The organism is Thioalkalivibrio denitrificans (assembly GCF_002000365.1).
GTDB lineage: Bacteria > Pseudomonadota > Gammaproteobacteria > Ectothiorhodospirales > Ectothiorhodospiraceae > Thioalkalivibrio_A > Thioalkalivibrio_A denitrificans.
Genome location: NZ_MVBK01000028.1, coordinates 1 through 24,014, shown reverse-complemented (window position 1 = coordinate 24,014; position 24,014 = coordinate 1). Strand labels below are relative to the sequence as shown.

21 protein-coding genes are annotated in these 24,014 nt (G+C 65.3%); 4 read left to right on the top strand and 17 right to left on the bottom strand.

From position 1 onward, the window contains the following. Window position 1: 1 nt before the first annotated feature. The 12 genes from B1C78_RS04910 to B1C78_RS04850 form a co-directional block, all read right to left on the bottom strand. Window positions 2-1,360 carry an FMN-binding glutamate synthase family protein gene (locus B1C78_RS04910; RefSeq protein WP_077278035.1) on the bottom strand — a complete coding sequence of 453 codons (1,359 nt, stop codon included), beginning with the start codon at window positions 1,358-1,360 and terminating at the stop codon, window positions 2-4. A gap of 4 nt (window positions 1,361-1,364) precedes the next feature. Then, window positions 1,365-2,075, bottom strand: coding sequence for a GltB/FmdC/FwdC-like GXGXG domain-containing protein (locus tag B1C78_RS04905; protein ID WP_077278034.1), 711 nt, complete (start codon window positions 2,073-2,075; stop codon window positions 1,365-1,367). Then, entirely contained in the window at window positions 2,063-2,953 is an 891-nt protein-coding gene (locus B1C78_RS04900; RefSeq protein ID WP_077278033.1) for a class II glutamine amidotransferase domain-containing protein, read from the bottom strand. Before B1C78_RS04900 ends, B1C78_RS04905 begins: the two co-directional genes overlap by 13 nt. A 17-nt stretch (window positions 2,954-2,970) precedes the next feature. Next, complete coding sequence (gene glnT / locus B1C78_RS04895; RefSeq protein WP_077278032.1) at window positions 2,971-4,305, bottom strand: type III glutamate--ammonia ligase; 1,335 nt, start codon at window positions 4,303-4,305, stop codon at window positions 2,971-2,973. Continuing rightward, entirely contained in the window at window positions 4,302-4,946 is a 645-nt protein-coding gene (locus B1C78_RS04890) for a hypothetical protein (protein WP_077278031.1), read from the bottom strand. Before B1C78_RS04890 ends, glnT begins: the two co-directional genes overlap by 4 nt. Beyond that, the gene (locus B1C78_RS04885; protein ID WP_077278030.1) at window positions 4,943-7,849 is read right to left on the bottom strand and encodes a 2Fe-2S iron-sulfur cluster-binding protein; all 2,907 of its coding nucleotides are present in this window, start codon (window positions 7,847-7,849) and stop codon (window positions 4,943-4,945) included. The genes B1C78_RS04890 and B1C78_RS04885 overlap by 4 nt, the downstream gene beginning before the upstream one ends. After that, window positions 7,842-8,117 carry a sarcosine oxidase subunit delta gene (locus B1C78_RS04880; RefSeq protein WP_077278029.1) on the bottom strand — a complete coding sequence of 92 codons (276 nt, stop codon included), beginning with the start codon at window positions 8,115-8,117 and terminating at the stop codon, window positions 7,842-7,844. The genes B1C78_RS04885 and B1C78_RS04880 overlap by 8 nt, the downstream gene beginning before the upstream one ends. A 384-nt stretch (window positions 8,118-8,501) precedes the next feature. Beyond that, window positions 8,502-9,740: an FAD-dependent oxidoreductase gene (locus B1C78_RS04875; protein WP_077278028.1), complete on the bottom strand. Its 1,239-nt coding sequence runs from the start codon at window positions 9,738-9,740 to the stop codon at window positions 8,502-8,504. Next, a complete protein-coding gene (gene purU, locus B1C78_RS04870; protein WP_077278027.1) occupies window positions 9,740-10,597 on the bottom strand; it encodes a formyltetrahydrofolate deformylase in 858 nt (285 codons plus the stop codon). The genes B1C78_RS04875 and purU overlap by 1 nt, the downstream gene beginning before the upstream one ends. Window positions 10,598-10,921: 324 nt before the next feature. Beyond that, a complete protein-coding gene (locus B1C78_RS04860) occupies window positions 10,922-11,941 on the bottom strand; it encodes a ribonuclease Z (RefSeq protein ID WP_077278026.1) in 1,020 nt (339 codons plus the stop codon). 9 nt (window positions 11,942-11,950) lie between these two features. Further along, on the bottom strand, window positions 11,951-12,985 hold the full coding sequence (gene rtcA, locus B1C78_RS04855; protein WP_077278025.1) for an RNA 3'-terminal phosphate cyclase: 1,035 nt from the start codon (window positions 12,983-12,985) through the stop codon (window positions 11,951-11,953). A 418-nt stretch (window positions 12,986-13,403) separates the two neighbouring features. After that, entirely contained in the window at window positions 13,404-14,225 is an 822-nt protein-coding gene (locus B1C78_RS04850; RefSeq protein WP_077278024.1) for a CheR family methyltransferase, read from the bottom strand. Between the two features lie 265 nt (window positions 14,226-14,490). Between B1C78_RS04850 and B1C78_RS04845 the strand changes: the two genes are divergently transcribed. Beyond that, window positions 14,491-15,630: a CapA family protein gene (locus B1C78_RS04845; RefSeq protein ID WP_139349808.1), complete on the top strand. Its 1,140-nt coding sequence runs from the start codon at window positions 14,491-14,493 to the stop codon at window positions 15,628-15,630. 165 nt (window positions 15,631-15,795) lie between these two features. Here the strand turns inward: B1C78_RS04845 and B1C78_RS04840 are convergent, their stop codons facing one another. The 3 genes from B1C78_RS04840 to B1C78_RS04830 all read right to left on the bottom strand — a co-directional run bounded on the left by B1C78_RS04840 (window position 15,796) and on the right by B1C78_RS04830 (window position 18,382). Beyond that, window positions 15,796-17,040, bottom strand: coding sequence for an ammonium transporter (locus B1C78_RS04840; protein ID WP_077278022.1), 1,245 nt, complete (start codon window positions 17,038-17,040; stop codon window positions 15,796-15,798). A gap of 37 nt (window positions 17,041-17,077) precedes the next feature. After that, window positions 17,078-17,416 (bottom strand): P-II family nitrogen regulator, encoded by a 339-nt coding sequence (gene glnK, locus B1C78_RS04835; protein ID WP_077278021.1) that lies wholly within the window; start codon window positions 17,414-17,416, stop codon window positions 17,078-17,080. Between the two features lie 297 nt (window positions 17,417-17,713). Next, complete coding sequence (locus B1C78_RS04830; RefSeq protein ID WP_077278020.1) at window positions 17,714-18,382, bottom strand: TorF family putative porin; 669 nt, start codon at window positions 18,380-18,382, stop codon at window positions 17,714-17,716. A 309-nt stretch (window positions 18,383-18,691) separates the two neighbouring features. Here B1C78_RS04830 and B1C78_RS04825 point away from each other — a divergent pair, with 309 nt between their 5' ends. The 3 genes from B1C78_RS04825 to B1C78_RS04815 all read left to right on the top strand — a co-directional run bounded on the left by B1C78_RS04825 (window position 18,692) and on the right by B1C78_RS04815 (window position 20,952). After that, window positions 18,692-18,982 (top strand): accessory factor UbiK family protein, encoded by a 291-nt coding sequence (locus B1C78_RS04825; protein ID WP_077278019.1) that lies wholly within the window; start codon window positions 18,692-18,694, stop codon window positions 18,980-18,982. 172 nt (window positions 18,983-19,154) lie between these two features. Further along, window positions 19,155-20,510 (top strand): sulfite oxidase, encoded by a 1,356-nt coding sequence (locus tag B1C78_RS04820; RefSeq protein ID WP_077278018.1) that lies wholly within the window; start codon window positions 19,155-19,157, stop codon window positions 20,508-20,510. Window positions 20,511-20,631: 121 nt separating this feature from the next. Continuing rightward, a complete protein-coding gene (locus B1C78_RS04815) occupies window positions 20,632-20,952 on the top strand; it encodes a c-type cytochrome (RefSeq protein ID WP_077278056.1) in 321 nt (106 codons plus the stop codon). A gap of 331 nt (window positions 20,953-21,283) precedes the next feature. Here B1C78_RS04815 and B1C78_RS04810 read toward each other — a convergent pair whose 3' ends face one another. Further along, a complete protein-coding gene (locus tag B1C78_RS04810; RefSeq protein WP_077278017.1) occupies window positions 21,284-22,780 on the bottom strand; it encodes an ArnT family glycosyltransferase in 1,497 nt (498 codons plus the stop codon). Beyond that, window positions 22,773-23,801, bottom strand: coding sequence for a glycosyltransferase family 2 protein (locus B1C78_RS04805; protein ID WP_077278016.1), 1,029 nt, complete (start codon window positions 23,799-23,801; stop codon window positions 22,773-22,775). The genes B1C78_RS04810 and B1C78_RS04805 overlap by 8 nt, the downstream gene beginning before the upstream one ends. Window positions 23,802-24,014 lie beyond the last annotated feature (213 nt).

The window sequence follows — 24,014 nt, the reverse complement described above, 5'->3', positions numbered from 1 at the left end:
CTCAGTAGCCGTTGTGTCCGGGGATCCAGTCGGTGCCGGCCAGCGGGATCTTCGCCATGGCGGCCGCCTCGATGGTGAGTGCGGCGAGGTCCTCGCGCTCCAGGTTGTGCACGTTGGACTTGCCGCAGGCGCGCGCCAGCGTGGTGAGTTCCATGGTGAGCGTCTGCAGGTAGTTCTTCACGCGGCGCGCGCCCCAGTCCACGTCCAGGCGCTTCTCAAGTTCCGGGGTCTGGGTGGCGATGCCCACCGGGCACAGGCCCGTGTGGCAGTGATGGCAGTAGCCGGGGGCCGTGCCGATGGCGGCGTAATCATCCGTGGCGTCCACCAGCCGGCCGTTCATGTGGTAGTGCCGGGCGTTGCAGCCCAGCGCCATCATGGCGGCCTGCCCGATGGACACGGCGTCGGCGCCCATGGCAAGCGCCTTGGCCACATCCGCGCCGCTGCGGATACCGCCGGAGATGATGAGCTGCACCTCGCCCACCTTGTCGATCTCCTCCAGCGCCTCCACGGCCTGGCGCAGGGCGGCGAGCGTGGGGATGCCGGCGTGTTCGATGAACACCTGCTGCGTGGCGGCGGTGCCGCCCTGCATGCCGTCCACCACCACCACGTCGGCGCCGGCGGCCACGGCCAGCTTCACGTCGTTCTTCACGCGCGTGGCGCCGATCTTCACGTACACGGGCAGCTGCCAGTCGGTGAGTTCGCGAAGCTCGGAGAGCTTGATGGCGAGATCGTCGGAGCCGGTCCAGTCGGGATGGCGGCAGGCGGAGCGCTGGTCGATGCCTTCGGGCAGCGTGCGCATGCCGGCCACGCGCGGGCTGATCTTCTGGCCCAACAGCATGCCCCCGCCACCGGGCTTGGCGCCCTGCCCGACCACCAGCTCGATGGCGTCCGCCTGGCGCAGGTCGTCGGGGTTGAAGCCGTAGCGCGACGGCAGGCACTGGTAGACCAGTGTCTTTGACGAGCGGCGCTCTTCCGGGGTCATGCCACCGTCTCCGGTGGTGGTGGAGGTACCCAGCTCGCCCGCGGCGCGGCCGAGGGCGTCCTTGGCCTGGGCGGTGAGCGCGCCGAAGCTCATGCCGGCGATGGTGATGGGGATGCCCAGTTCGATGGGCTTCTTCGCGAAGCGGGTGCCGAGCACCGTCTTCGTCTCGCACTTTTCCCGGTAACCCTCCAGCGGGTAGCGCGAGGCCGACGCGGTGAGGAAGGTGAGATCGTCGAAGGTGGGCACGCGGCGCTTGGCGCCCAGCCCGCGGATCTCGTAGAGCCCGTGCTCGGCGGCCTGCTGGATGTAGTGCAGCGTGGCGTCGCCGTAGGTGTAGTTGGGCTCGATGTAGACGGGCTTGTCGGTGGGCTTGGACATGGGATCAGTACTCCTGGTGATGATCGGCGTTCCAGTGGTACAGGGTGCGCGCGGAGGCGACGCGCTTGAACGCCTTCGGGTCGTGATCGAAACCGGCCTTGTCCAGCAGGGCCGCCACGCGGGCGTAGTCCTCCTCGCCCATGGGCTCCTCCCGCGCATCGGCGCCGAGGCCCTTGATGGTGCCGCGCACGTAGATCACGGCCTCGTAGAGTGAATCCCCAAGCCCCGCGTCCGCGTCACCGCAGACCACCAGCGTGCCGAGCTGGGCCATGAACGCGGACATGTGCCCGACGCTGCCGCCCACCACGATGTCGCAGCCCTTCATGGAGATGCCGCAGCGCGAGGAGGCATCGCCCTCGATGACCACCAGTCCGCCATGGCCCGAGGCGCCCGCGCACTCGGAGGCGTTGCCCTTCACGCGGATGCTGCCGGACATGATGTTCTCGCCCACGCTCCAGCCCACGTTGCCGTGCACCGTGATGCGCGCCTGCTTGTTCATGCCGCCGATGAAGTAGCCGGCATGGCCGCGGATGTCCACGGACACCGGCGCGTCCACGCCCACGGCGATGTTGTGGCGGCCGTTGGGGTTGAGCACCTCGATGTGTTTGACGCCGCTTGCGGCGAGATCGTGGTGCAGGAACTGGTTCAGGTCGCGCACGCTGGACTCGTCCAGGTCCACGCGCACGGTCTTGTCGGTGTCGGTTATCGTCTCCACGTGTAGATCTCCTCGGGCCGGGGTTCGAACAACGACGCCTCCTTCACCCCGGGCAGGTGGGCAAGCGCGCGGTACTCGGAACCGATGGCCACGTAGTCGTCGGTCTCGGCCACCACGGCGGGCTTGCAGGCGAACGAGTCGCGTACCAGGGCCAGTTCGTCGCGGGTGGCCATGAGCAGGGTGTAGAAACCGTCCAGCACGGAGAAGCCCTCCGCGAGCGCGGTCTCAAGGCCATCGCCCTCGCGCAGGCGCCACTCGAGAAATCGGCAGGCGGCCTCGGTGTCGTTGTCGGTCTCGAAGCGGATGCCCTTGCGCTCCAGCCTGCGGCGGATCTTGTAGGGGTTGGACAGCGAGCCGTTGTGCACCAGGCAGAAGTCCTCGCCCGCGGTGAAGGGATGGGCGTGGGCCGGGGTGATGGCGGACTCCGTGGCCATGCGCGTGTGGCCCACGGCGTGGCTGCCGGTGAGCGCGGGGAAGTCATAGCGCCCGGCGATCTCCGCCGGATGGCCGGCGTCCTTGTAGATGTCCATAAAGTGCCCGGCGCTGAGCACGTGCAGATGGGGAAAGTGTTCCGCCATCCAGCGCCGCAAAGTGTCCGGCTCCACGTCCAGAGACAGGCGCGCGTAGCGCCCTTTCGCCTCGATACGCGGCGTGGGCACCAGGGCCTCGTCCAGGACGCGTTCCAGGGCGTCCCAGTCGAACTGCGCATCCTGCGCGAACAGGCTGTACTTCTCGCCCAGGTCCCGGTCCGTGAACACGGCAAGGCCCGCGGAGTCCGGACCGCGTTCCGCCATGCTCACCAGCATGGGCGTGACAAACCGGCCCAGGTTCTCGTTGAGCGCCGCATTCTTGAGCAACAGTCCTACGATCCCGCACATGGGGACAATCTCCTCGATCAGTAAAATTCCACGTAGCGGCTGAGTTCCCAGTCGGACACGTGACGGGAATACTCCACCCACTCCATGTTCTTCAGCCCGACGAACTCGTCGATGAACGCCTGGCCGAGCTGCTCGGCAAACAGCGTGTCCTTGCGCAGGGCCTCGATGGCCTCGTGCAGACTCTGCGGCAGGGTCTCGATGCCCTTCTCGGCCAGCTCCGTGGGGCTGAAGTCATAGAAGTTGAAGTTCTGCGGTTCGCCCGGATCCAGCTTGCGGTCCACGCCATCCAGACCCGCGACGATGACGGCGGCGGCCGCCAGGTACGGGTTGCAGGCACCGTCACCCAGGCGCAGTTCCAGACGACCCTGGGGCACGCGCACCATGGAGGTCCGGTTGTTGTCGCCGTAGGAGATGAACGCCGGGGCCCAGGTGGCGCCGGAGAGCGCGCGGCCCACCACGAGGCGCTTGTAGGAATTGACGCTGGGGGCCATGAGCGCGGTGAGCGCCGGGGCGTGGTCCATCAGGCCTGCCATGAAGTGATAGGCGGTCTTTGAAAGGGACAGGCCGCGCGGATCGGACGGCTCCTCGAAGAGGTTGGGGTTGGTCTCGTCGGCGATGGAGATGTGCATGTGCATGCCGTTGCCCGTGCGGTTGGAGAAGGGCTTGGGCATGAAGGAGCAGATGAGCCCCAGCTGGTTGGCGATCTCCCCGGCGGCCATGCGGAAGAACACGTAGCGGTCCGCGGAGGTCATGCAGTCCGAGTAGGTGTAGTTGATCTCGAACTGGCCGTTGGCGTCCTCATGGTCCACCTGGTAGACGTCGAAGTCCACCGCCTGCAGCGACTCCACCAGGCGCTCCAGGAACTCGCGGGAGCGGGACAGGCCCTTGTAGTCGTAGCAGGGCTTGTCCAGGCGGTCGGAGTCATCGGCGGGCACCACGCCGCCGTTACCGTCGCGGCGCAGCAGACTGAACTCGGGCTCGAGGCCGGTGTTCATGGTCCAGCCGCGTTCCTTCAGGCGCTTGACCTGCGCCGCGAGAATGTTGCGCGTGTCCATCATGTACGGCTTGCCGTTGACGAAGCCGTCGCACACGATGCGCGCATAGCCCGGCTGCCAGGGCACGATGGACAGCGTGCTCAGATCGCCGCGCGCCATGTAGTCCGCCTCGTGCGGCCCCATGCGCAGGCCCCATACGGCAAAGCCGGCAAACCCGGCGCCGTCGGTGAGCACGTCTTCCAGGTGGCTCACGGGCACGGACTTGGTCTTGGCCACGCCGTGGATGTCCACGAACTGGGCCAGGATGTATTTCACCTGGTGACTCTCGAGGTAGGTCTTCGCTTCCTGTGGTGTCATTTTGGATCCTCCCGGATGGTGTAGAAATCGGAAAAGCCGATGACTTCCCCCTGCATTTCACGGACCCCGTGCATCAGGGTCTCGAACAGAAATTCGCCGTAACTGGGTTCGCAGCCCATGCGGTAGACAGGCCCCGCTTCGACGCGCAGCCAGACGCCCACGCCGGCCACGCGGGTGTAGAGCAGTGCATCGCCCGTGGTGGAGAGATCCAGGGCGCAGAATTCCGCCATGAGCATGGCGGCGTGTTCGCCGCCCAGGGCGACTTCCTGGTCGTCGCGCGCGAGCACGCGGGTGCCGTTCTCCAGGCCTTCCGGCAGCGGACCGAGCCGTTCGGCCAGTGCGCCGCCCGGGCCGTCGTGGAGCAGGAACTCCCCGCTGCCGGTGCGCGCCATAAAGACATCGTCGCCCAGTTCCGCCAGATCGCGGCACACGAACCAGTCCTCGGGCACCGGAAGGCCCCGCGCGGCCAGCCAGCCGGCGGCATCGCCGCCCTTGACCAGCACCCGCGTGAGGGGGCTGAGATCAGCTACCCAGGTGGCAGGCCGCTGCGGTGCCTTGAGCGGCACCGCCATGCCGCGTACCTCACCCCAGTCGAAGCGCTCGCGCGGCAGGATGTCGTGGGCCGGACTCAGGCGGTTCATGCGCTCGCCTCTCTCGCGACCGGTTCATGCGCCGTTTCCAGTTTCTGGCGCAGGCCCTCCGGGTCGTAGAAGGGCGTGGGCACCACGGGCGCGTCGACCATCACCGCACCGGCCGCGCGGATGGAAAGCGTGTCGGCATCCTCGAGGGCACGATCCACCATGGCGAGACCCACCCAGGCATCCAGCGACGGGCTGTAGCCGATGCTGGTGACACGCCCGGCGATGTCGCCGTCGTGGATCACGAGATGGCATTCCTCCGGGACCGGACCCGGGTGATTGCCCGGCAGCCTGAAACCCAGCAACCGGTTGGACGCGCGTTCCTTGAGGATTTCCAGGCTGCGCTTGCCCTGGAAGAACGGCTTGTCGAACTTCACCGCCCAGTTCATGTTGGCGTCGAAGGGGCTGGAGGTGCCGTCGGTGTCCTGCCCCACGATCAGGTGCGCCTTCTCCAGACGCAGCTGACGCTGGGCCTCCACGCCGAAGGGCCGGATGCCGTAGGCCTCGCCCGCCGCCATGAGCGACACCCACACGTGGCGGGCCTGGGCCGAAGGCACGTGGATCTCGTAGCCCAGTTCGCCCACGAAGCCGACGCGGAACAGCCAGGCGGGCACACCGGCCACCAACGCCTGGCGCGCGCCCAGATAGGGAAAGGCCTCCTGCGAAAGATCCAGATCGGTGAGCGGCTGGAGGACCTCGCGCGTCAGCGGGCCCGCGATGTTCATGGAGGCCATCTGGTGGGTGCGGTTGATCACGTCCACGTTCAGCTGCCACTCACCGATCAGGCGCTGCATGTGGCGGAAGATGATCTCGGCGCCGGTGGTGGTGGTGGTGACGTAGAAGTGGTCGTCCGCCCAGCGGGCGCACACGCCGTCGTCGATGATCACGCCGGCCTCGTCCACCATGAGCGCATAACGGGTCCGGCCGATCTTCACGGTGGACAGCTTCAGCGTGTAGAGCTGATCCATGAAGCGGGCGGCGTCGGGTCCGATGACCTCCACCTTGCCCAGCGTGGAGACATCCACCATGGCCACGCCCTCGCGTACCGCGAGCACCTCGGCGCGGATGGCCTCCTCCTCCGGACCGGGACCGTAATACTTCGGCCGCAGCCAGTGTCCAGCGGGCATGAACACGGCGCCGTGTGCCTTGTGCCAGCCGTGCATGGCGGTGCGCCGCTCGGGGCGCAGGCGGCGTCCCGCGAGATGGCCCACGGGTACCGGATGATGAAACGGGCGTGCGGTGGTGGTGCCGGTCCTGTCGATGGTGCGGCCGGTCAGGCGCGCGAGGATGCGCACCGCGTTCATGTTGGCATGCTTGCCCTGGCTCGGGCCCATGCCCACGGTGGAGTAGCGCTTGAGCAGTTCGATGTTGTCGAAGCCCTCGGCGGCGGCACGCTCCAGGTCCTTGAGCTGCAGGTCCTCGTCGAGATCCACGAACACCTTGCCCTTCGGATGCGGGAACACGGGCCAGGGGTGGGACATGCGTTCGCGGCCACGGCCGGGGCGCGCGTGCTGCACGCCGCTCCTGCCCAGATACGCGAGTGCCTCGCCTGCCGCGGCGAGGCCGTCGTCAAGGCGCGCCTGAAGACCGAACACGCCATTGACCCGCCCGCAGGCAAACACACCGGGCGGCAGCGACTCCGGCACGAACTGGCCGGGCGTCCCGGCGAATGTCATGCCCGCCCCGGACTGATACAGCAGGGCGGCGGCGGGTGCATAGCCCACGGACATGAGCAGGCCATCGCAGTCGATGCGCCGGGCGGTGTCCGGTTTCGCGCGGCCCTCGCCGTCCAGTTCGCAGACCGTCACCGCCTCCAGGATGCCGTTGCCCTCGGCGCTGTGGACGGCGCAGCGCCCGTAGACCGGGATGTCCGCCGCCTGCACGTCGGCGAACAGATCGGCCCGCGTCCCGGGATCCTCCAGATCCAGCAGTGCGCGAATGGCGACGCCGGCGGCCTGCAACTCCAGCGCGCTGCGATAGGCATCGCTGTTGCCGGCCAGGATCACCGTGGACTCGCAGGGGGCGACGCCGTAGCGATGCACGAGGCGTCGGGCCGCATTTCCAAGCATCACGCCCGGAAGATCGTTGTTGCGAAACACGGCGGGCTGCTCGTACACACCCGCGGCGACGATGACCGCGCGGGCACGCAGACGGATCAGCGCTTCGGGGGTCACCAGCGGGATGTAATGGTCCGCGTACCAGCCGGCGGCGACGGTGTCGGTCAGGATCGTGAGGTTATGGAGTTCATGCGCCCGGTGGAGCAGTTCGTCGCGCTGCAGATTGGCTTCCTGGTCGTTGAAGCTGCCGCCGGGGCGCGCGTTCTCGTCCACCAGCCAGACGTTGACGCCGGCCTCGGCCGCGGCGACTGCCGCGGACAACCCGGACGGCCCGGCGCCCACCACCAGCAGATCGCAGAAGGCATGGCGCTTCGGCACGCGTCCGCCGTTCCATGCCGTATCCACACGGCCCAGACCCGCCATGCTGCGGATGCGCTTCTCCCAGAACGGGAACAGGGCGCGGGGACGGTGGAAGGTCTTGTAGTAGAAGCCCACCGGCAGCATGGGCGAGAGGCTGTCCATGATGCGCCCGCGGTCCCTTTTCACCCCGCCGGCCGTGTTGACGGCGGCGAGCTTCATGCCGTCCTCGACGGCGGTGACATCACCCCGGATGTTGAAGTCGGTCTCCGACTGGAACAGCACGTTGGTGTCGTGGTTGGCGGCGGAGAACACGCCCCGGGGTCGGTGGTACTTGAAACTGCGTCCGAGCACGCGCACGCCGTTGGCGAGCAGCGCCGACGAGATGGTGTCGCCCGCGAAGGCCGGGTACTCGCGCCCCTCGAAGGTAAAGCGCACCGTGTGCTCGCGGTCGATCCATTCCCCCGGCTGGGGCGGAAGGCGCCTAGCCATCGGTCGCCTCCCGCATGGCCTCGGCCACGGTCATGGTGCGCAGAAACTCGTCCTTCATCGTGTCGCGCTCGGCCACGAACCACATACCCGTGGGCGCATGGCACCACCATTCCCGCTGCACCCCGGGGGCACCGTCGCGATGGAAGACGTAGTGGCACCACTCGGTATCCGAACACGCGTCCGGATCCGGCATGGGACGCCACAGGCCGCCGTAGACGAACTCGGACGCGGGGCGGGTGCCGACTTTGGGGCAGTGGATGAGTTTCATCGTTGTTCACCGCGACGCAAAGACGCAAAGGCGCGAAGGGACGCAAAGATGATCGGTGTAAAAGCAGAAGATGGCATAGGGCTACAACGGCCACAGCAACAAAATATGGCCACAGCACACGAACAAACGTTCATTAACTTTGCGTCCCTTTGCGTCATGGCGTCTTTGCGTCAAGTGCTTTGTTTTTCAAAACCACAAACCTACCGCGACGCAAAGGCGCTATGACGCAAAGGGACGCAAAGTGAATACGGGGTAAAAGCGAGAGATGACACGCTGCTTTGGCCGCAGGTGTAGCGAACCGTGGCTCCAGTGCTCAAACAACTATTCATCTACTTTGCGTCCCTTTGCGACTTTGCGCCTTTGCGTCGAATGGTTTTAAAACCCTCAATGCCCAACCGAAGCCGCCCCCCGTTCCCCGACCAGTTCGAAGCGGTCGAAGCGGGCGAGGCTGAAGGGTTCGATGAGTTCGTGGTCGCGGTCGTTGGCTACGGTCCAGGCCATGGTCTTGCCGGAGATGGGCGTGGCCTTGAATCCCCAGGTGCCCCAGCCGGCGTCGATGTAGAAACCGTCGATGGCCGTTCTGCCCATGATGGGCGCGAAGTCCGGCGTCATGTCCGCCATGCCCGCCCACTGGCGCATCACCTTGGCGCGCGACAGGAAGGGGAAGAGATCCAGCATCTGGTCAGCGAGGCCCTCCACGAAGTCCAGCGTGGAGCGCGTGGAATGCAGGATGGCGGGGTCCAGCGCCGCGCCCATGACCAGTTCGCCGCGCGATGACTGCGAGACATACACGTGCAGGCTGCCGGAGACGATGATGGTGTCGAGCCACGGCTTCATGGGCTCGGTGACGCAGGCCTGCAGGGGGTGGATGACGATGGGCGTGGTGATGCCCACCATGTCGGTGATGCGGGGCGTGGAGCCGGCCACCATGGAGATCACCCGGCCCGTCTTCACCAAGCCCTTGTCGGTCTCGACACCGGTGACCTTGCCCTGCTCCACGCGGATGCCGGTGACACGGGTCTTCTGGTGGATCTCCACGCCGCGCCGGTCGGCACCGCGCCCGTAGCCCCAGGCCACGGCGTCGTGGCGCACCACCGCGCCGGGCACGTGGTAGAGCGCACCCAGCACCGGATGCTCGCCGCCGCAGTCCAGGTCCAGCATGGGCACGGCGTCGGCGATGAAGTCGCGGTCCACCAGCTCGCTGTCGATGCCGAAGTGCTTGTTCACCTCGGCGCGCCAGCGCATGGTGCGCACGGCGGCATCCGTGTGGGCGAGGGTGAAGTGGCCGCGCTCCGAATAGAAGATATTGAGGTCGAAATCCTCGGCCAGATCCCTGAACAGGCGGATGCTCTCGTCGTAGAACTTCACGCCTTCGGGGGTGAGATAGTTGGAGCGCACGATGGTGGTGTTGCGCCCCGTGTTGCCACCGCCGATGTAGCCCTGCTCCAGCACCGCCACGTTGGTGATGCCGTGGTCCCGGGCGAGATAGTACGCGCAGGCCAGGCCGTGCCCGCCGCCGCCGATGATCACCACGTCGTAGCTGTCGCGAAGGGTGCCGGGCGTCGTGAAGAAACGCGGGTCCGGCGCGTCGCTGAACGCGTTTTTCAGCAGGCGCAACGGCATCAGTCGAAGACCACCGTCTTGTTGCCGTGAACCAGCACCCGGTCTTCCAGGTGATAGCGAAGGCCCCGCGCCAGCACTGCCTTCTCCACGTCGCGCCCGAGGCGGATCAGCTCCTCGATGGAATCGTCGTGGCGCACCCGGATGACGTCCTGCTCGATGATTGGACCGGCGTCCAGCTCCTCGGTGACGTAGTGACTCGTGGCGCCGATCAGTTTCACGCCGCGCTGGAAGGCCTTGTGGTACGGCTTGGCGCCGACAAAGGACGGCAGGAAGCTGTGGTGGATATTGATGATGCGCCCCGCATAGCGCGCGCACATGTCGGGCGGCAGGATCTGCATGTAGCGGGCCAGCACCACGGCATCCGCCTCGCATGCCTCCACCAGGCGCGTCACCTCGGCGAAGGCCGGCGCCTTGTCGTTCCGGTCCACGGGCACGTGGTGGAAGGGGATGCCGTGCCACTCCACGTAGTCGCGCATGTCTTCGTGGTTGGAGATCACGCAGGGGATGTCGAAGAACATCTCCTGGCTGCGCCAGCGGTAGAGCAGGTCCGTGAGGCAGTGGTCGAGCCTGCTGACCATGACCACCACGCGCTTCGGCACCTGCGCGTCGGTCACCTGCCACTGCATGCCGAAGTCTTCGGCGATGGGCGCGAAGGCCTCGCGCAGGCCCTTGTCGTCGAAGGGCAGCGAGTCGGCACGGATCTCGTAGCGCATGAAGAACCAGCCCAGGCCCTGGTCCGCGTGCTGGCTGGCCTCGATGATCCAGCCGCCATGTCGGGAGAGAAAACCGCTGACAGCGGCGACGATACCCACCCGGTCGGGGCAGGACACGATGAGGCGGTACGTGTGCTGGCTCACAGGAATTCTCAAGGGGAAACTTTGTTTCTCATTAGGAATTATCCGAATGACCTTGTCAAGCGAGCATTGGGGGGCATCCATCGTTCCGGGGTGCCCGGTTGTGACAACTCCCGGTGCTCACCCAGGCGCCGGCACGGCTAGCCCGGATATCTCACCACCGTTCGTAGCGAGGGCGCCGAGATGCCGCTGTGACGGGGTGCGCGGACTGGAGGACGGCGCGGGCGTAGTCGACACTACGTCGAGCCGGCCGGAGGGAGCACGCCCCGTCACAGCGCGCAGATCGGCGGCCACAGTAGAAGGGTGGTGAGATATGCGGGCTGGGCTTCAGCCGGCGGGACGCTCTCTGAACGCCGCCATCACCTGTGCCCGGATCCTCGCCTCGTCGCCCGTGTGGCGGGCGGAGAAATGAAAGGGGATGACGCGCTTCACCCCCGCCTCCCGGGCCAGGAGACCCGCCTGGGCGGCCGTCAGATGGGCCGTGTCGGAAGCACGTTCCGCCGACTCGTTCAGAAACGGCGCCTCCACGTAGAACAGGTCCGCCTCCCGGGCGAGTTCGACGATTCGCCGACGGTTGGCCTCATGGAAGGCGGCGTCCACCACGTAGACCAGCTTGCGCCCGCGCACCTCCTGAAGCACTTCCTGCCGCAGCCTGCCGAGGGCATGGACCACCCGATGCTCACCGGCGCGGTCATGCCATGCGATCTCCACCGGTGTGTCGTCCGGGGCGCCACGGCGCACCAGGTGCTTGAGATGGTTGAGCCAGGGCCCGGTGGGCAGGCCCATGTCTTCCAGCCGGTTCTTCCAGACGTTGAGATGCGCCTTCTCCTCCAGTGCAAATGCCAGACAGGGAATGTGATGGTCGATCGGGACGGCGCGCACGCGAAATTCCTCCTCGTCGAGCAGTGTCCCCGGGGGCATGGACGGCGCGGGCCGGTCCTCCTGCCGGAACGCCTCACGGGCGTGAAAGAGGCTTCGCCGCAGCCCGCCGTCGGCGTCCTGTTCAAGGGCCTCGACGATGAACGGTTCCGCATAGTTGCGCACGAGGTTCCACGTGTAGCCGTGCAGCCGGTGCCTCACCCGGTCGATGAACCCCGGCGGCCCGTAGAGCCTCAGATGCTTGCCGCGCCCGAGCATCAGGCGCACGAGGCGGTCCAGGCCCATGAAGTGATCCATGTGGGCGTGCGAGACGAACACATCGCTCAGGCGCAGGATGCGCCGCGGCTCCAGGCGGCTAACGTCACCCAGATCAAACATCAGGGCGCGGCGGCGGAACTGGAAGTCGATATACAGCGCGGGATCTCCGCGAGTGCCGTTGACAAGCTGGGTGTGAAAGAGCGGCTTCATGGCGGGGAATCACGAGTTCACATGCACCGTGCCTGGCGCTCCCGGCTCGCCATCGATGCGGATTGTCACCGGCAGGAATCTTCGGATGACCTCCGCGTGGGTCAACAGATGCAGGGTGACCTCACCGGTGCGGAATACAGATGGCCCGCCGGCGCACGCAAGGGGCAAGAGCAGCTGGTCCGCAAGCCAGCGGTCCACGGCTCCGTCGGTGGCAAGAAACGCGAGCAGTTCCTCCACGGCTTCGTCAGCCACCCGCTCCGCGCGTTTCCCCCGCGCACCCAGCGCAAAGAAACAGGCCTGGCTGTGTTCGAAACGGGCCAGCAACACCAGCACCGTCCCCTGTGAACGGGCAGGCAGGCTTTCAATGGCAATGTGCACGGGACAGTCAATCGCCGCCAGCCCTCGAAGCGCACGGCCGCGCTGGCGCTGGGCGATCTCCTCCGGCAGGTTGGCCACCGCGGAGAGACCGTGCACTTCGAGCAGCCTCCCCCGGTCGCGCAGATCCAGCGCGTCGATGCGTGCGTCACCGCGTATCGCGGCATGGATCTCACCGCCGCCCTGGGGATAGAACCCGGCCATGGTCATGCGAAGGTCGAAACCGAGGCCCAGACGCGAGAGCATGGTCCGCCAGTGCCAGTCCAGATAGTGAAAGCACGGGCTCAGGGGCACATGGGTGCCGCCCGTCACGCCGACGGTCGACGCGCCCGGCGCCAGCGCCAGAGGAAGCAGCACAGTCTGCAACACCAGGGAGGTGTTGCCGGCCGTGCCGATATCGAAGTGATAGTCTCCGGGGACCACGGGGCCGGGGACGAATTCGAGGTCCTGTGAGCCGACCCGGTCGCCGTCCACTCGCGCACGGCTGATGCGCGCCGCGGCATGTACCGCCATGCGATGCTGAAAACCCAGTCCGGGCCGATCCCGGCGGGCACGAATGCGGGTGAGGCGAACCGGACGACCGGTCAGCAGCGCGAGTGTCAGTGAACTGCGCAGCACCTGGCCACCGCCCTCGCCCATGGTGCCGTCGATGTGAACTTCCTGCGTCATGGACACCGTCCGAAACCCGGAGGCGGGGTTCATGTACCCCGCACTCAATATCCACCTTCGCCTTGGCACCCGCAACCTTGGGTTCGACATAGGCGCTTAACCACGAAGCACACGAAGGGCACGAAGGAAGGATGATGGGGTGTGGAGATCCGGGCTCCGGTTGATGTTGCCGATCCGCCTTTCCGTTTGGTGGCTTCGTTGACAATAAATGCAGGGACTCTCGCAAAGCCGCGAAGCTCGCCAAGAAAACAAAAGAATTATGAACTGATCTTTTCTTTGCGGGCTTCGCGGCTTCGCGAGAGACATTTCTCCTGCGCCAACGAAGCAGCCGAACGGCAGTGCGGGCCAGCGATATCAGAGAAATTGCGGACCCGATGGCCCATCATTCTTTCTTCGTGCCCTTCGTGCGCTTCGTGGTTCAAACAACAGGTTTGCGGTAGAGGCCGAGGCGTTCCGAGATGACGGAAAAATCGGGCCCGCCTTCCGGGAGCCGCTCATGCACGCCCAGCACAAGCACGCCGCCGGGCAACAGGCGCTCATGGAGCGTCTGCGCAGCGCGAAGCTGCAGATCGTGGTCGAAATAGGTGAAGGCCAGGTTGCGGCAACAGATCAGGTCGAATCCACCCTCGTGCAGCGGCGTACGCAGGTCGTGGCACCGGAAACGAACCGCGGTCCTGAATGCGGGCCTGAGGCAGTAGCGCCCGTCACGCGCCTGAAAGGCTTCGGATCGCCAACCCGACGGAAGGTTGCGCACGGCACTCCACGCGTAGCACGCCTCGGACGCCCGCGACAGCAGGCCGTCATCGGCATCCGTGGCGAGGATATCCAGGGCGAGGTCGGGAAATCGTTGGGCGAGCTGGAGCTGCCATCCGATGGCCAGCGTGTACGGCTCCTCACCGGAGCCGCATCCGGCGGACCAGACCCGAAGCGTCCGGGCGGAACGCGTCAGCGCCGCCCGGGCAAGTTCCGGCAGGACGTCGTCCATGAGCGTCTGGAATACGCGCTTGTCGCGGTAGAACCGGGTGACGGTGATCCGGCAATACGCATCCAGCCTGGCCCATTCCTCGGGATGTTCGTCCAGATACAGCCGATAGGCCGCCACGTCCGGACAGGACAGGGCCGTCATGCGCCGCTGAATGCGCTTGCACGCCTGCCGGCGTACACGGCGGAATCCCGGCCAGCGCAGCTTCAGCCGGGGCAACGCCCACTGGAGAAAAGCGACACATTCCGCATCCTTCACGTTCAGCCCCTCGCCCGGTGGTCCAACCCGCGCATCCCGCCGGGGACCACGACTGAACGGGATTTCCCGGCCTGCCTCGCGTTGTCTCTGGAAGGAGAAGCATAGGGCGGGCCGTGCCCGCCGTCAGCCGTGCCCGCCGTCAACTGGCGGCCACGGGCCGCCCTATGAGCAAGGGAGACAGGCCCGGAGGCCACAATCATCCGCGATCCTTGATGCAATGCCCGAGCTAGACTGGAAGAGAGTTGACGCGGCCGGGGGAACTGGCATGACCAACATGGGCCACGCGCGAGGCGCCAGCGGCGCGGTGACGCTGTTCGTCTGCGGCGACGTCATGACCGGACGGGGCATCGACCAGGCGCTGCCGCATCCCTGCAGCCCGGAACTCTACGAGTCGTACGTGCATGACGCGCGGGACTACGTCTCCCTTGCCGAGGCGGCAAACGGCGCGATCCCGCGACCCGTGGAATTCCCCTATATCTGGGGCGCTGCGCTGGAAGAGCTGACCCGCTTCGCGCCCGAGGTGCGTCTCGTCAACCTGGAAACCGCCATCACCCGTCATGACGCGCCCTGGCCGACGAAGGGTATCAACTACCGCATGCACCCGGACAATGCGCCCTGCCTGAAGGCGGCAGGCATCAACTGCTGTGCGCTCGCCAACAACCACGTGCTGGACTGGGGCCGGGAGGGGCTTGACGATACCTGTCGCGTGCTGGACCGCCTCGGCATCGCCCGTTGCGGCGCCGGCCAAGACGAATCGGAGGCCATGCGCCCGGCCTGTCTGGAACCGGTGCCGGGCAACCGCGTACTCGTCTGGAGCATCGGGTCTACAGACAGCGGTATCCCCGCCGACTGGGCTGCGGGACCGAAACGACCCGGCGTCTGGCTGGCGCGCAAGGCGTCGGCGCGCGGTGCCGAAGTACTGGCCGAGCGCATCGGGGCCGAGAAGCGCCCCGGTGACCTGGCCGTGGTGTCGATCCACTGGGGCGGCAACTGGGGCTACCGCATCCCGAACGGGCACCGGGCATTCGCGCGCCGCCTGGTGGAGGCCGGGGCCGATCTGATCCACGGACATTCATCGCATCATCCCCGCGGCATGGAGCTCTATCGCGGCCGGCCCATCCTTTACGGCTGCGGCGACTTCATCAACGACTACGAGGGTATCGGCGGGCACGAGGAGTTCCGCCCGGAGCTGACGCTCATGTACTTCCTGCGTTTCGCGCCCGGCACGGACGCACCCCCGGAGATGTGGATGACCCCGCTGCGCATGGCCCGCTTTTCGTTGCACCGGGCCGACGCGGACGACACCCGCTGGCTGCTGGACCTGCTCAACCGCGAAAGTCATCGCGACATGCCCCGCTTCAGCCTGGACGCGGAAGGCCGGCTGTTCGTCCGACTCCCTCACTGACTCACCTGACCTTGTTTCCCGATCACACCGCTTGGATTCGCCCTGTAGGAGTCCGGCGCCTTGTCACATGGACGCAACTGAGCTGCTCTATGCCAACTCCCAATAAAAAAGCGGGCGCCGAAGCACCCGCCAAACAGCACACCCTGTGTGAGAGGGGCAGGAGAGTTACTTCACGGTGAACTCGGGATAGGCCTCCAGACCGCATTCGGACTGGTCGACTCCTTCGTATTCCTCTTCCTCGCTGATGCGGATGCCCATCAGCGCCTTGAGGATGGCCCAGACGATGAGGCTGGCGATGAACACGAAGGCGAAGATGGCCACGATGCCGATCAGCTGGTTCATGAACGTGGCGTCCGGGTTGGAGAGCAACACGGCGAACACGCCCCAGATGCCGGCCGTGCCGTGCACGGAGATGGCACCCACCGGATCGTCGATCCGCAGCTTGTCCAGACCGATGATGGAGAACACCACGATGGCACCGCCGATGGCGCCGATGATCACGGCAAGCAGCGGTGAGGGCATGAGCGGCTCGGCGGTGATGGACACCAGGCCCGCCAGGGCACCGTTCAGACCCATGGTGAGATCGGTCTTGCCGTAGACGAGACGGGTGACGATCATCGCGGTCAGCACGCCACCGGCGGCGGCGAGGTTGGTGTTGGTGAACACCTGGGCCACGGCGTTGGCGGACTCGATGTCGGAGACCTTGAGCTCGGAACCGCCGTTGAAGCCGAACCAGCCCATCCAGAGGATAAAGGTACCCAGGGTGGCGAGCGGCAGGTTGGCGCCGGGGATGGCGTTCACCTCACCGTTCGGGCCGTACTTGCCCTTGCGCGCGCCGAGCAGGATGACACCGGCCAGTGCCGCAACGGCGCCGGTCATGTGCACGATGCCGGAACCGGCGTAGTCCAGGTAGCCCAGCTCGTCCAGCCAGCCTTCGCCCCAGCTCCAGTAACCCTGGAAGGGATAGATGACGCCGGTCATGAACACCGCGAAGGCGAGGAAGGCCCAGAGCTTCATACGCTCCGCCACGGCGCCTGAGACGATGGACATGGCGGTGGCCACGAACACCACCTGGAAGAAGAAATCGGACATGCCGGAGTAGTAGATCTCGCCGTCGCTGGCCAGAACCTCTTCCACGGTGTTGTCACCGCCGATGAAGAAGCTCAGGCCGGGAATCACCGAGTTCAGGCCGTCGCCGTACATGATGTTGTAGCCGATGAACATGTACATGATGCAGGCGAGCGAATAGAGCGCGATGTTCTTGGTGAGAATCTCCACCGTGCTCTTGCTGCGGACGAGACCGGCCTCCAGCATGGAGAAACCGGCGGCCATCCACATGACCAGCGCGCCGGATACCAGGAAGTAGAAGGTATCCAGTGCGTAGGCAACTTCTATGACTTGACTTTCCACTTGTGCGTCCTCCGCTAACTGTTGTTAGCCTTGTGATTTACAGTGCGTCGGTGCCGGTTTCGCCGGTACGGATGCGGATCGCCTGCTCCAGCGGAAAGACGAAGATCTTGCCGTCACCGATCTTGCCGGTGTTGGCCGACTTGCTGACCGCCTCGATGACCTGGTCGACCATGGGGTCGTCCACGGCCACCTCCAGCTTCACCTTGGGGAGGAAATCCACGACGTACTCGGCACCCCGATAGAGTTCGGTGTGGCCCTTCTGCCGGCCGAAGCCCTTGACCTCCGTGACGGTGATGCCCTGGACTCCGATCTCCGAGAGGGCTTCGCGCACATCGTCGAGCTTGAACGGCTTGATGATTGCAGTGACTAGTTTCATTGGGTTTGCTCCTGAGCGTTGCTCAAACCGGATGGGGAAGACCCCCCTCGCAATCGAGTCAAAGCAAGGCGTGTGCCATTGGCTGAAACGCTTGATGCCATGCCGGTTTGCGGCGTCTCGGCGGGATCAGGCGATGAGGCGTACAGGCCCACGCTGCCCCGTTCTGGTGCGGTCGCCCTTAAATGGCGCGGACGGGATCGCAACGTGTGGCGCAAGTCCACCCGCTGCGTGAGCGGAACAAAAAAAGGGCGGCGCCTTTGGCGCCGCCCTTTTTCGAACAGAACTGTCCGGTTTCGCTCAGAAGCTGATGCTGTAGCCGACCACGAACAGCGGATCGAGATCACTCTCGTCGGTCTGGGCGTAGGTGATGGAGATATCGCCCATATTGGTGGACTTGGTCAGGCCGATGGTCCAGAAGGTCCACTTGTCACTGCCATCTTCACCCTTCTGCTCCGTATAACCGAGTTCCGCATCCAGGGAGATGCTGGGCATGATCTCGAAGCCGCCGCCGATGGCGTAGACGGTACTGCCCTCGTAATCACTGTCGTCCGCGTGGATTGCGTAGTTCACAGAGGCATAGACGGGGCCGAAGCCGACGGAGGCGTATATGTCCCCGTAGTCGGCATCATCCAGCCCCGGATAGTAGTAGTACACATAGCCCACATCGAACTCCAGACCGCCGGCCTCGAATTCGTAGCCCAGGTACAGATCAACCTCCTGACCCTCGCCGTCACCGAGGGTGGAAATCCAGGAACCCACATAGAAGCCGGAGGCATCCTCGTAGTCGATGCCACCCTGGACCACCGCGTTGTTGCCGGAAGCGGTCGTGCCCCACAGGATGTAGTCGCTGAACACGCCGGCGTTGAAGGTGACTTCGGCCTTGGCCGTGGTCATGCCGGCGGCGCCCATCATCAGGGCGCCGGTCACGGCGGAATTGATCAGAGTCTTCTTGAACTTGGAATGCATGGCCAATCTCCAGTCTCGTGAGGTTACGGGTGTGATCGGTGATCAATCACTGGATCAGGCCATTGCATTTATCGTGCCCACATTGAATGAAGCCTCGATCTGTTGCGTTTTCGTTACCCCTGTTGCGGTTTCACAGGGCCGCATGCATCAAAGGGGTGCGCGCAACGGTGGAAACGCACCGGCTGCGGGCACTCCCCCTGGACGCGATCGCGTCCGGTCCGGGTCGTACCCTTTTTTTGATGCGTGCTGTTAGTCTGGAGGCAGGAAACACACAGCCCCGTCGAAAAACCCGTTGCGAGGAATCACATCATGCGTGACACGCAGCCCCTGGACGAACTCATTCGAAAACTCTCCGAACTCATGCCCGAATCCGTGCGCCACATGCAGGGCGACATCGAAAGAAACCTCAAGGCAGGACTCGCCGGTGCGCTGCAGCGCATGGAGCTGGTCACCCGGGAGGAGTACGAGGTGCAGGCAAAGCTGCTCGCCCGGAGCCGGGAGCGACTGGCGGAACTGGAGGCCAGGGTCGCCGCACTCGAGGACGCCTTACGCCCTGACATGTCGAGCAGTTCACAGAAATCCGGTCCTCCAGAGGAATAAACCGCTTCCTTCCAGCATCATTCAATGGTCGGGACTTGGAATTGGTCCAAATCCAAACCGTCCATCAGCAAATGCTTAAGCATCTCGAGTCCAGGAATCCGGGCGACTCCGCTGTCGCCCGGCCCACCAAAGGTGAGAAAAACATCGTTAACGATGCTGGAGGGTTATTCACATGAAAAAAACGGATCATCAGACCTGGGACTGGCTGCGGGGCTATACCCGCGACCACGGCGCGAGCCCCCAGGATCTGGATATCTTTGACGAGGTATCCTCGCGCCGTCAGTTCTTCGGCAAGGTCGGCAAGAGCGGCGCCGCGCTGGCGCTGCTGGGCTTCGGGGCCGGAACCGAGGCCGCCCTGCAGGGCCTGTTCGGCCGGGGCATGATTCCCATGGCCTGGGCCAGCGACGCGGAAGGCGTTGCCGACGAGCAGGCCAAGCAGGTACTCGGCGAGGCTTCGAAGGAAGGCCTAATCGTCCACAACGAGCGCCCCCTGAACGCCGAAACACCCCCGCACCTGATGGGTGACGCGGTCACCCCGATCAAACGCCACTTCATTCGCAACAACGACCTGGTCTCCGAGCGTGCCCTGCGCAAGAACCCCCAGGGCTACAAGCTGGAAATCGAGGGTGAGGTCAACAATCCTGTCTCCTTTACCCTGGACGAACTCCAGGCCATGAACACTGTCACCTACCGCCTGCCTATCGAATGTGGCGGCAACGGACGCGCCTATTTCGACCCGGCTCCGCGGGGCAACCAGTGGAAGAACGGCGCCATCGGCAATTCCGAGTGGACCGGCGTTCCCCTGCGTGAACTGCTGAATGCAGCGGGGCTGAAGGACACCGCCGTGTACACCGCACACTACGGCGAAGAACCGATTCTCGGCGACCGCCCGCCCTTCTCCCGGGGTATTCCCATCGACAAGGCCATGGAGGAGCACACCCTGGTCGCGTTCAAGATGAACGGCGAGGACATCCCCGCAGTACACGGTTATCCCGTTCGACTGGTGGTGCCCGGCTGGTACGGCAGCACCTCCCACAAGTGGCTCAACAGGATCGTGGTCCGCGATCGCGAACACGACGGGCGCGGCATGACAGGTTATTCCTACCGGGTGCCGAAGTATCCCGTGGCTCCCGGCGCCCGTCCGCCGGAAGAGGACATGGTGGTCGGCGGCCCGTGGCGCATCAAGTCGGTGATCACCGGACCTGCCGCAGACAGCGAGTTCCGCGTGGGCCAGACCATCAAGGTCACCGGCCAGGCCTGGGCAGGGGAAGATGTGGTCGAGGAAATGTGGGTATCCACCGACTTCGGCCTGAACTGGAAGAAGGCGAAGCTTGGCAGGCCCCACAACAAGTACTCGTGGCAGCAGTGGGAGACGGACGTCAAGTTCGACGGTCGAGGCTATTACGAGATCTGGGCCCGCGGCGTCGACAACAAGGGCAACACCCAACCGATCGCGCAACCATGGAACCCGCGCGGTTACGACGGCAACCTGGTGCACCGCATACCGATCATGGTGGAACCGGCCTAGTGTCGTGTCCCGTAGATATTTGCGGGACACGACACTAGCGCCTCAAGCCATATAAGACGGCGGCCCGTTCAGCGGGCCGCCGTCTTGTTGACCAACCCCAATGAACAAGGAACCCGGCAATATGTTCAAGCGACGCCATCTCTCCCTGTGGCTGTTGATCCCAACACTGGTGACCGGCTGGCTGGTGGCATCCTCCGCGCCGTCCGGCACCCTGATCCCGACAGCGCAGGCGGACGAGATGTCCCCCAAGCAGCTGTTCGAGGTGCATTGTGCCGCCTGCCATTCCATTACGCTGCCCAAGTCCCAGCGCCTTGCGCGCCATGACTGGGAGTGGGTCATGGACGACATGGAGGACTACGGCATGACCTGGCTCACCGACGAGCAGCGCGAAAAGATCATCGACCATCTGGTGGAGCACTACGGACGCGACGCACCGCGCTGACACGGCGCCAAAATCGCTGCGCCAGGAACGAGGCGGACGCCCATGGCGTACCGCCTTTTTTCTGTTGGTCCGGTACCACACGCTCGCAGAAAAAAGGACAAAAAGCGTTTTCTCTCGCGAAGACGCAAAGCACGCCAAGAGAATCTGAAATCAGGTAGGTTGGGGTGAGGAACGAACCCCAACATGCGATGCTTCATCCCTGCCAATGCTGTTGGGGTTCGCGCAGCTCACCCCAACCTACGAATTTCTCTGTTCTTCAGGAAATCCATTTTGGCTTCCTTGGCGTGCTTCGCGTCTTTGCGAGAGAACGCTCTTTCTGTTGCTTCGTGGTTCAATCCTCACCCGCCCCTTGGTAATCCTCGAGCAGGTACACGTCGTAGTGGTGGCCCCAGTCGCGGTGCACGTCGATGCGTATCTGCGCCACCCGTTCGTGGGCCCGGAACCGCTGCGCCACGTCGCCGGCCAACGGACCCGGCCGACGCAGGAAGAGGAAGTCCTGCCCCTCGCGCCCCTCGAGGCTGGTGATCAGGTCGTAGTGGTCGCGGACCACGCCGTCCGGGTTCCACTTGACCACGGTCTGCATGCGCGGCTCGACGTAATACATCAGTTGCGCGGTCAGGAAGCGCTCCTGGGTCATGAGCAGCGCATCCGGATGGTGCGCCTGCACGGCCTCCACCGCCGCCCCCAGTTCCGACCAGCCGCGCACCCGCTTGAAGGGATCGGTGCGGCCTGTCAGCTCCACGCCCGCCGCACGCACCAGCGTGTCGTAATGGTAGAGCCCGCCGGCGATGAGCAGATGAATCGCCACTGTTGCCGCCAGCAGCAGGCGTCCCACACGACCCCGTTCCAGCAGCCAGGCGCAGACCAGGATCAGGGCCGTGAGATAGATGGGCGCCGCCCAGTTGGCGTGCACCCTTGAGGCCAGGCTGATGGCCGCGACGATGGCGAGCCACGGCAGGACAAAGGCCAGCAGGAAGCGGGGGCGCTCCTGGGACCACAGGCCCGGCAGCCGGAGCACCAGCAGGAAGAGCAGCACGGCGAACAGGATGGGGCCGAAGACGCCGAACTGGGAAACGACAAAATCGATCAGGCCGTCGAAGGACCAGCGCGCCTCATCCACCCGGGAGATGTCCTGGGTGTGCCGATAGCTGACGAAACCGGTGGCGGCGTTCCAAAGTAGATTGGGCAGGTAGACCACACCCGCCAGCACGCCCGCGACCCACGGCCGCGGCGAGGTGATCCAGTGCCGGTGGCGGGGCGTGGCGAGCACGAACAACAGGGCCGAGACGAAGAAGATGACCATGTTGTACTTGCTCATCATGCCCAGACCCAGGGCCAGCCCCGCCAGCAGCCACCAGCGCCACGCGCCCTCCCCGAGCGCGCGCAGCAGGGCGTACAGCCCCACGGCCCAGAAGAAGAGCAGCGGGGCATCGGTGCTGATCACCATGGTGGACAGCGAGATGGCGGGCATCAGGCCGTAGAGGGCCGCCACCCAGAAACCGGTACGCGCATCGAACAGGCGCCGCGCCACGGCGAAGAGCACGAGCCCGGTGCCCGCATGAAGCAGCGGCGAGCCGAGCTTGATGCAGAAGTGCGAATCGCCGCAGAAGGCCGTGGTGAACGTGATCAGCCAGGCGATGACCGGCGGCTTGGAGAAGTAGCCCCAGTCGGGCGCCTGCGCCCAGGTCCAGTACTGGGCCTCGTCGCCGTAGAGATCGTATGGAAAGGTGGCCAGCAGAATCAGGCGGTACGCGGTATACAGGGCGGTCACCGCCAGTGCCGCTGCCCAGTAGCGGCGCTCCCTGCGCCGCGCTTGCGCCTCAGACATCACGCCGATACCAGTCGGCCTCCCCGACCTCCTCGAGGGCGCCCATGCGCACGACGTAGGAGCGCGCTTCGCCCGACTCGAAATAGGTGCGCGCCATCAGTTCGCTGAGCACACCGGTGGTGAGCAACTGCACAGAGACCAGCACGCACATCACACCCACGAACATCAACGGACGCGTGCCGATGTCCATGCCCATGAACACCTTGAGCACGAACAGGTAGCCGAGGATCAAGGCGCCGAGACCGCCGAACACGAGACCGATGGAACCGAAAAAGTGACCCGGGCGCGCCTTGAAACGCATGAAGAAGTAGACGGAGAGCAGGTCGAGGATCACGCGGAAGGTACGCGAGATCCCGTACTTGGAGGTCCCCCGCGAGCGTGCATGATGCTGGACCACGTGCTCGCGGATGCGCCGCGGTGCCGTCTGGGTCGCGAACCATGCCGGAATGAAGCGGTGCATCTCGCCGTAGAGGCGCACGCCCTTGAGTACGTGGGCGCGAAACACCTTCAGGCTGCAGCCGTAGTCATGCAGGTTCACGCCGGTAATGGAGCGGATCAGCTTGTTGGCGATACGCGAGGGGATCTTGCGCCGCCAGAAGTCGTCCTGGCGGTTCTTGCGCCAGCCGGCCACCATGTCCAGATCCTCGTCGATCAGGCGGCTGACCATGGCCGGGATGTCGGCGGGATCGTTCTGCAGGTCGCCGTCCATGAGCGCGACCACGCTGCCGCGGGCACAGTCGATGCCCGCCTGCATGGCCGCGGTCTGGCCGAAATTGCGCTGCAGGGTCAGCACGCGCACGTGGCGGCCAAAGCGCTCACGCTGTTCCTGCATGCGTTCGTTGGTGGCGTCCGCGCTGCCGTCGTCCACCAGGACGATCTCCCAGGGATACGGGTAGTCGCCGAGCACCTCGTGCACCCGTTCGAGCAGGGGAGGCACGTTCTCCTCCTCGTTGTACATGGGCACCACCAGCGACAGGCTCAGGCCCGCCGCGGCCTCGGGCGAACGGGGCAACTCGTTCATCGCAGATGTCTCGCTGACACTCATAGGTCGTGCATTCTACCAGTCTGAGCACCACAGGCTGCCATCCGTCCTGTGGGATCGCACCCGGCGGTTATAGGGCGGGCCGTGCCCGCCGATCCGGCGGCATCCCCCGGCACCCGGCGGCGGCCATGGGCCGCCCTATGAAGCAAGTGTGACGGGCCGTTAACCCGGACATTGCACCAAGGATCGCGA

What these genes read in the sequence shown, in the direction of transcription:
- B1C78_RS04910 (WP_077278035.1), bottom strand. Translation starts at nt 1,360, where the DNA reads ATGTCCAAGCCCACCGACAAGCCCGTCTACATCGAGCCCAACTACACC.
- B1C78_RS04900 (WP_077278033.1), bottom strand. Translation starts at nt 2,953, where the DNA reads ATGTGCGGGATCGTAGGACTGTTGCTCAAGAATGCGGCGCTCAACGAG.
- glnT (WP_077278032.1), bottom strand. Translation starts at nt 4,305, where the DNA reads ATGACACCACAGGAAGCGAAGACCTACCTCGAGAGTCACCAGGTGAAA.
- B1C78_RS04890 (WP_077278031.1), bottom strand. Translation starts at nt 4,946, where the DNA reads ATGAACCGCCTGAGTCCGGCCCACGACATCCTGCCGCGCGAGCGCTTC.
- B1C78_RS04885 (WP_077278030.1), bottom strand. Translation starts at nt 7,849, where the DNA reads ATGGCTAGGCGCCTTCCGCCCCAGCCGGGGGAATGGATCGACCGCGAG.
- B1C78_RS04880 (WP_077278029.1), bottom strand. Translation starts at nt 8,117, where the DNA reads ATGAAACTCATCCACTGCCCCAAAGTCGGCACCCGCCCCGCGTCCGAG.
- B1C78_RS04875 (WP_077278028.1), bottom strand. Translation starts at nt 9,740, where the DNA reads ATGCCGTTGCGCCTGCTGAAAAACGCGTTCAGCGACGCGCCGGACCCG.
- B1C78_RS04860 (WP_077278026.1), bottom strand. Translation starts at nt 11,941, where the DNA reads ATGAAGCCGCTCTTTCACACCCAGCTTGTCAACGGCACTCGCGGAGAT.
- rtcA (WP_077278025.1), bottom strand. Translation starts at nt 12,985, where the DNA reads ATGACGCAGGAAGTTCACATCGACGGCACCATGGGCGAGGGCGGTGGC.
- B1C78_RS04845 (WP_139349808.1), top strand. Translation starts at nt 14,491, where the DNA reads ATGACCAACATGGGCCACGCGCGAGGCGCCAGCGGCGCGGTGACGCTG.
- glnK (WP_077278021.1), bottom strand. Translation starts at nt 17,416, where the DNA reads ATGAAACTAGTCACTGCAATCATCAAGCCGTTCAAGCTCGACGATGTG.
- B1C78_RS04830 (WP_077278020.1), bottom strand. Translation starts at nt 18,382, where the DNA reads ATGCATTCCAAGTTCAAGAAGACTCTGATCAATTCCGCCGTGACCGGC.
- B1C78_RS04825 (WP_077278019.1), top strand. Translation starts at nt 18,692, where the DNA reads ATGCGTGACACGCAGCCCCTGGACGAACTCATTCGAAAACTCTCCGAA.
- B1C78_RS04820 (WP_077278018.1), top strand. Translation starts at nt 19,155, where the DNA reads ATGAAAAAAACGGATCATCAGACCTGGGACTGGCTGCGGGGCTATACC.
- B1C78_RS04815 (WP_077278056.1), top strand. Translation starts at nt 20,632, where the DNA reads ATGTTCAAGCGACGCCATCTCTCCCTGTGGCTGTTGATCCCAACACTG.
- B1C78_RS04810 (WP_077278017.1), bottom strand. Translation starts at nt 22,780, where the DNA reads ATGTCTGAGGCGCAAGCGCGGCGCAGGGAGCGCCGCTACTGGGCAGCG.
- B1C78_RS04805 (WP_077278016.1), bottom strand. Translation starts at nt 23,801, where the DNA reads ATGAACGAGTTGCCCCGTTCGCCCGAGGCCGCGGCGGGCCTGAGCCTG.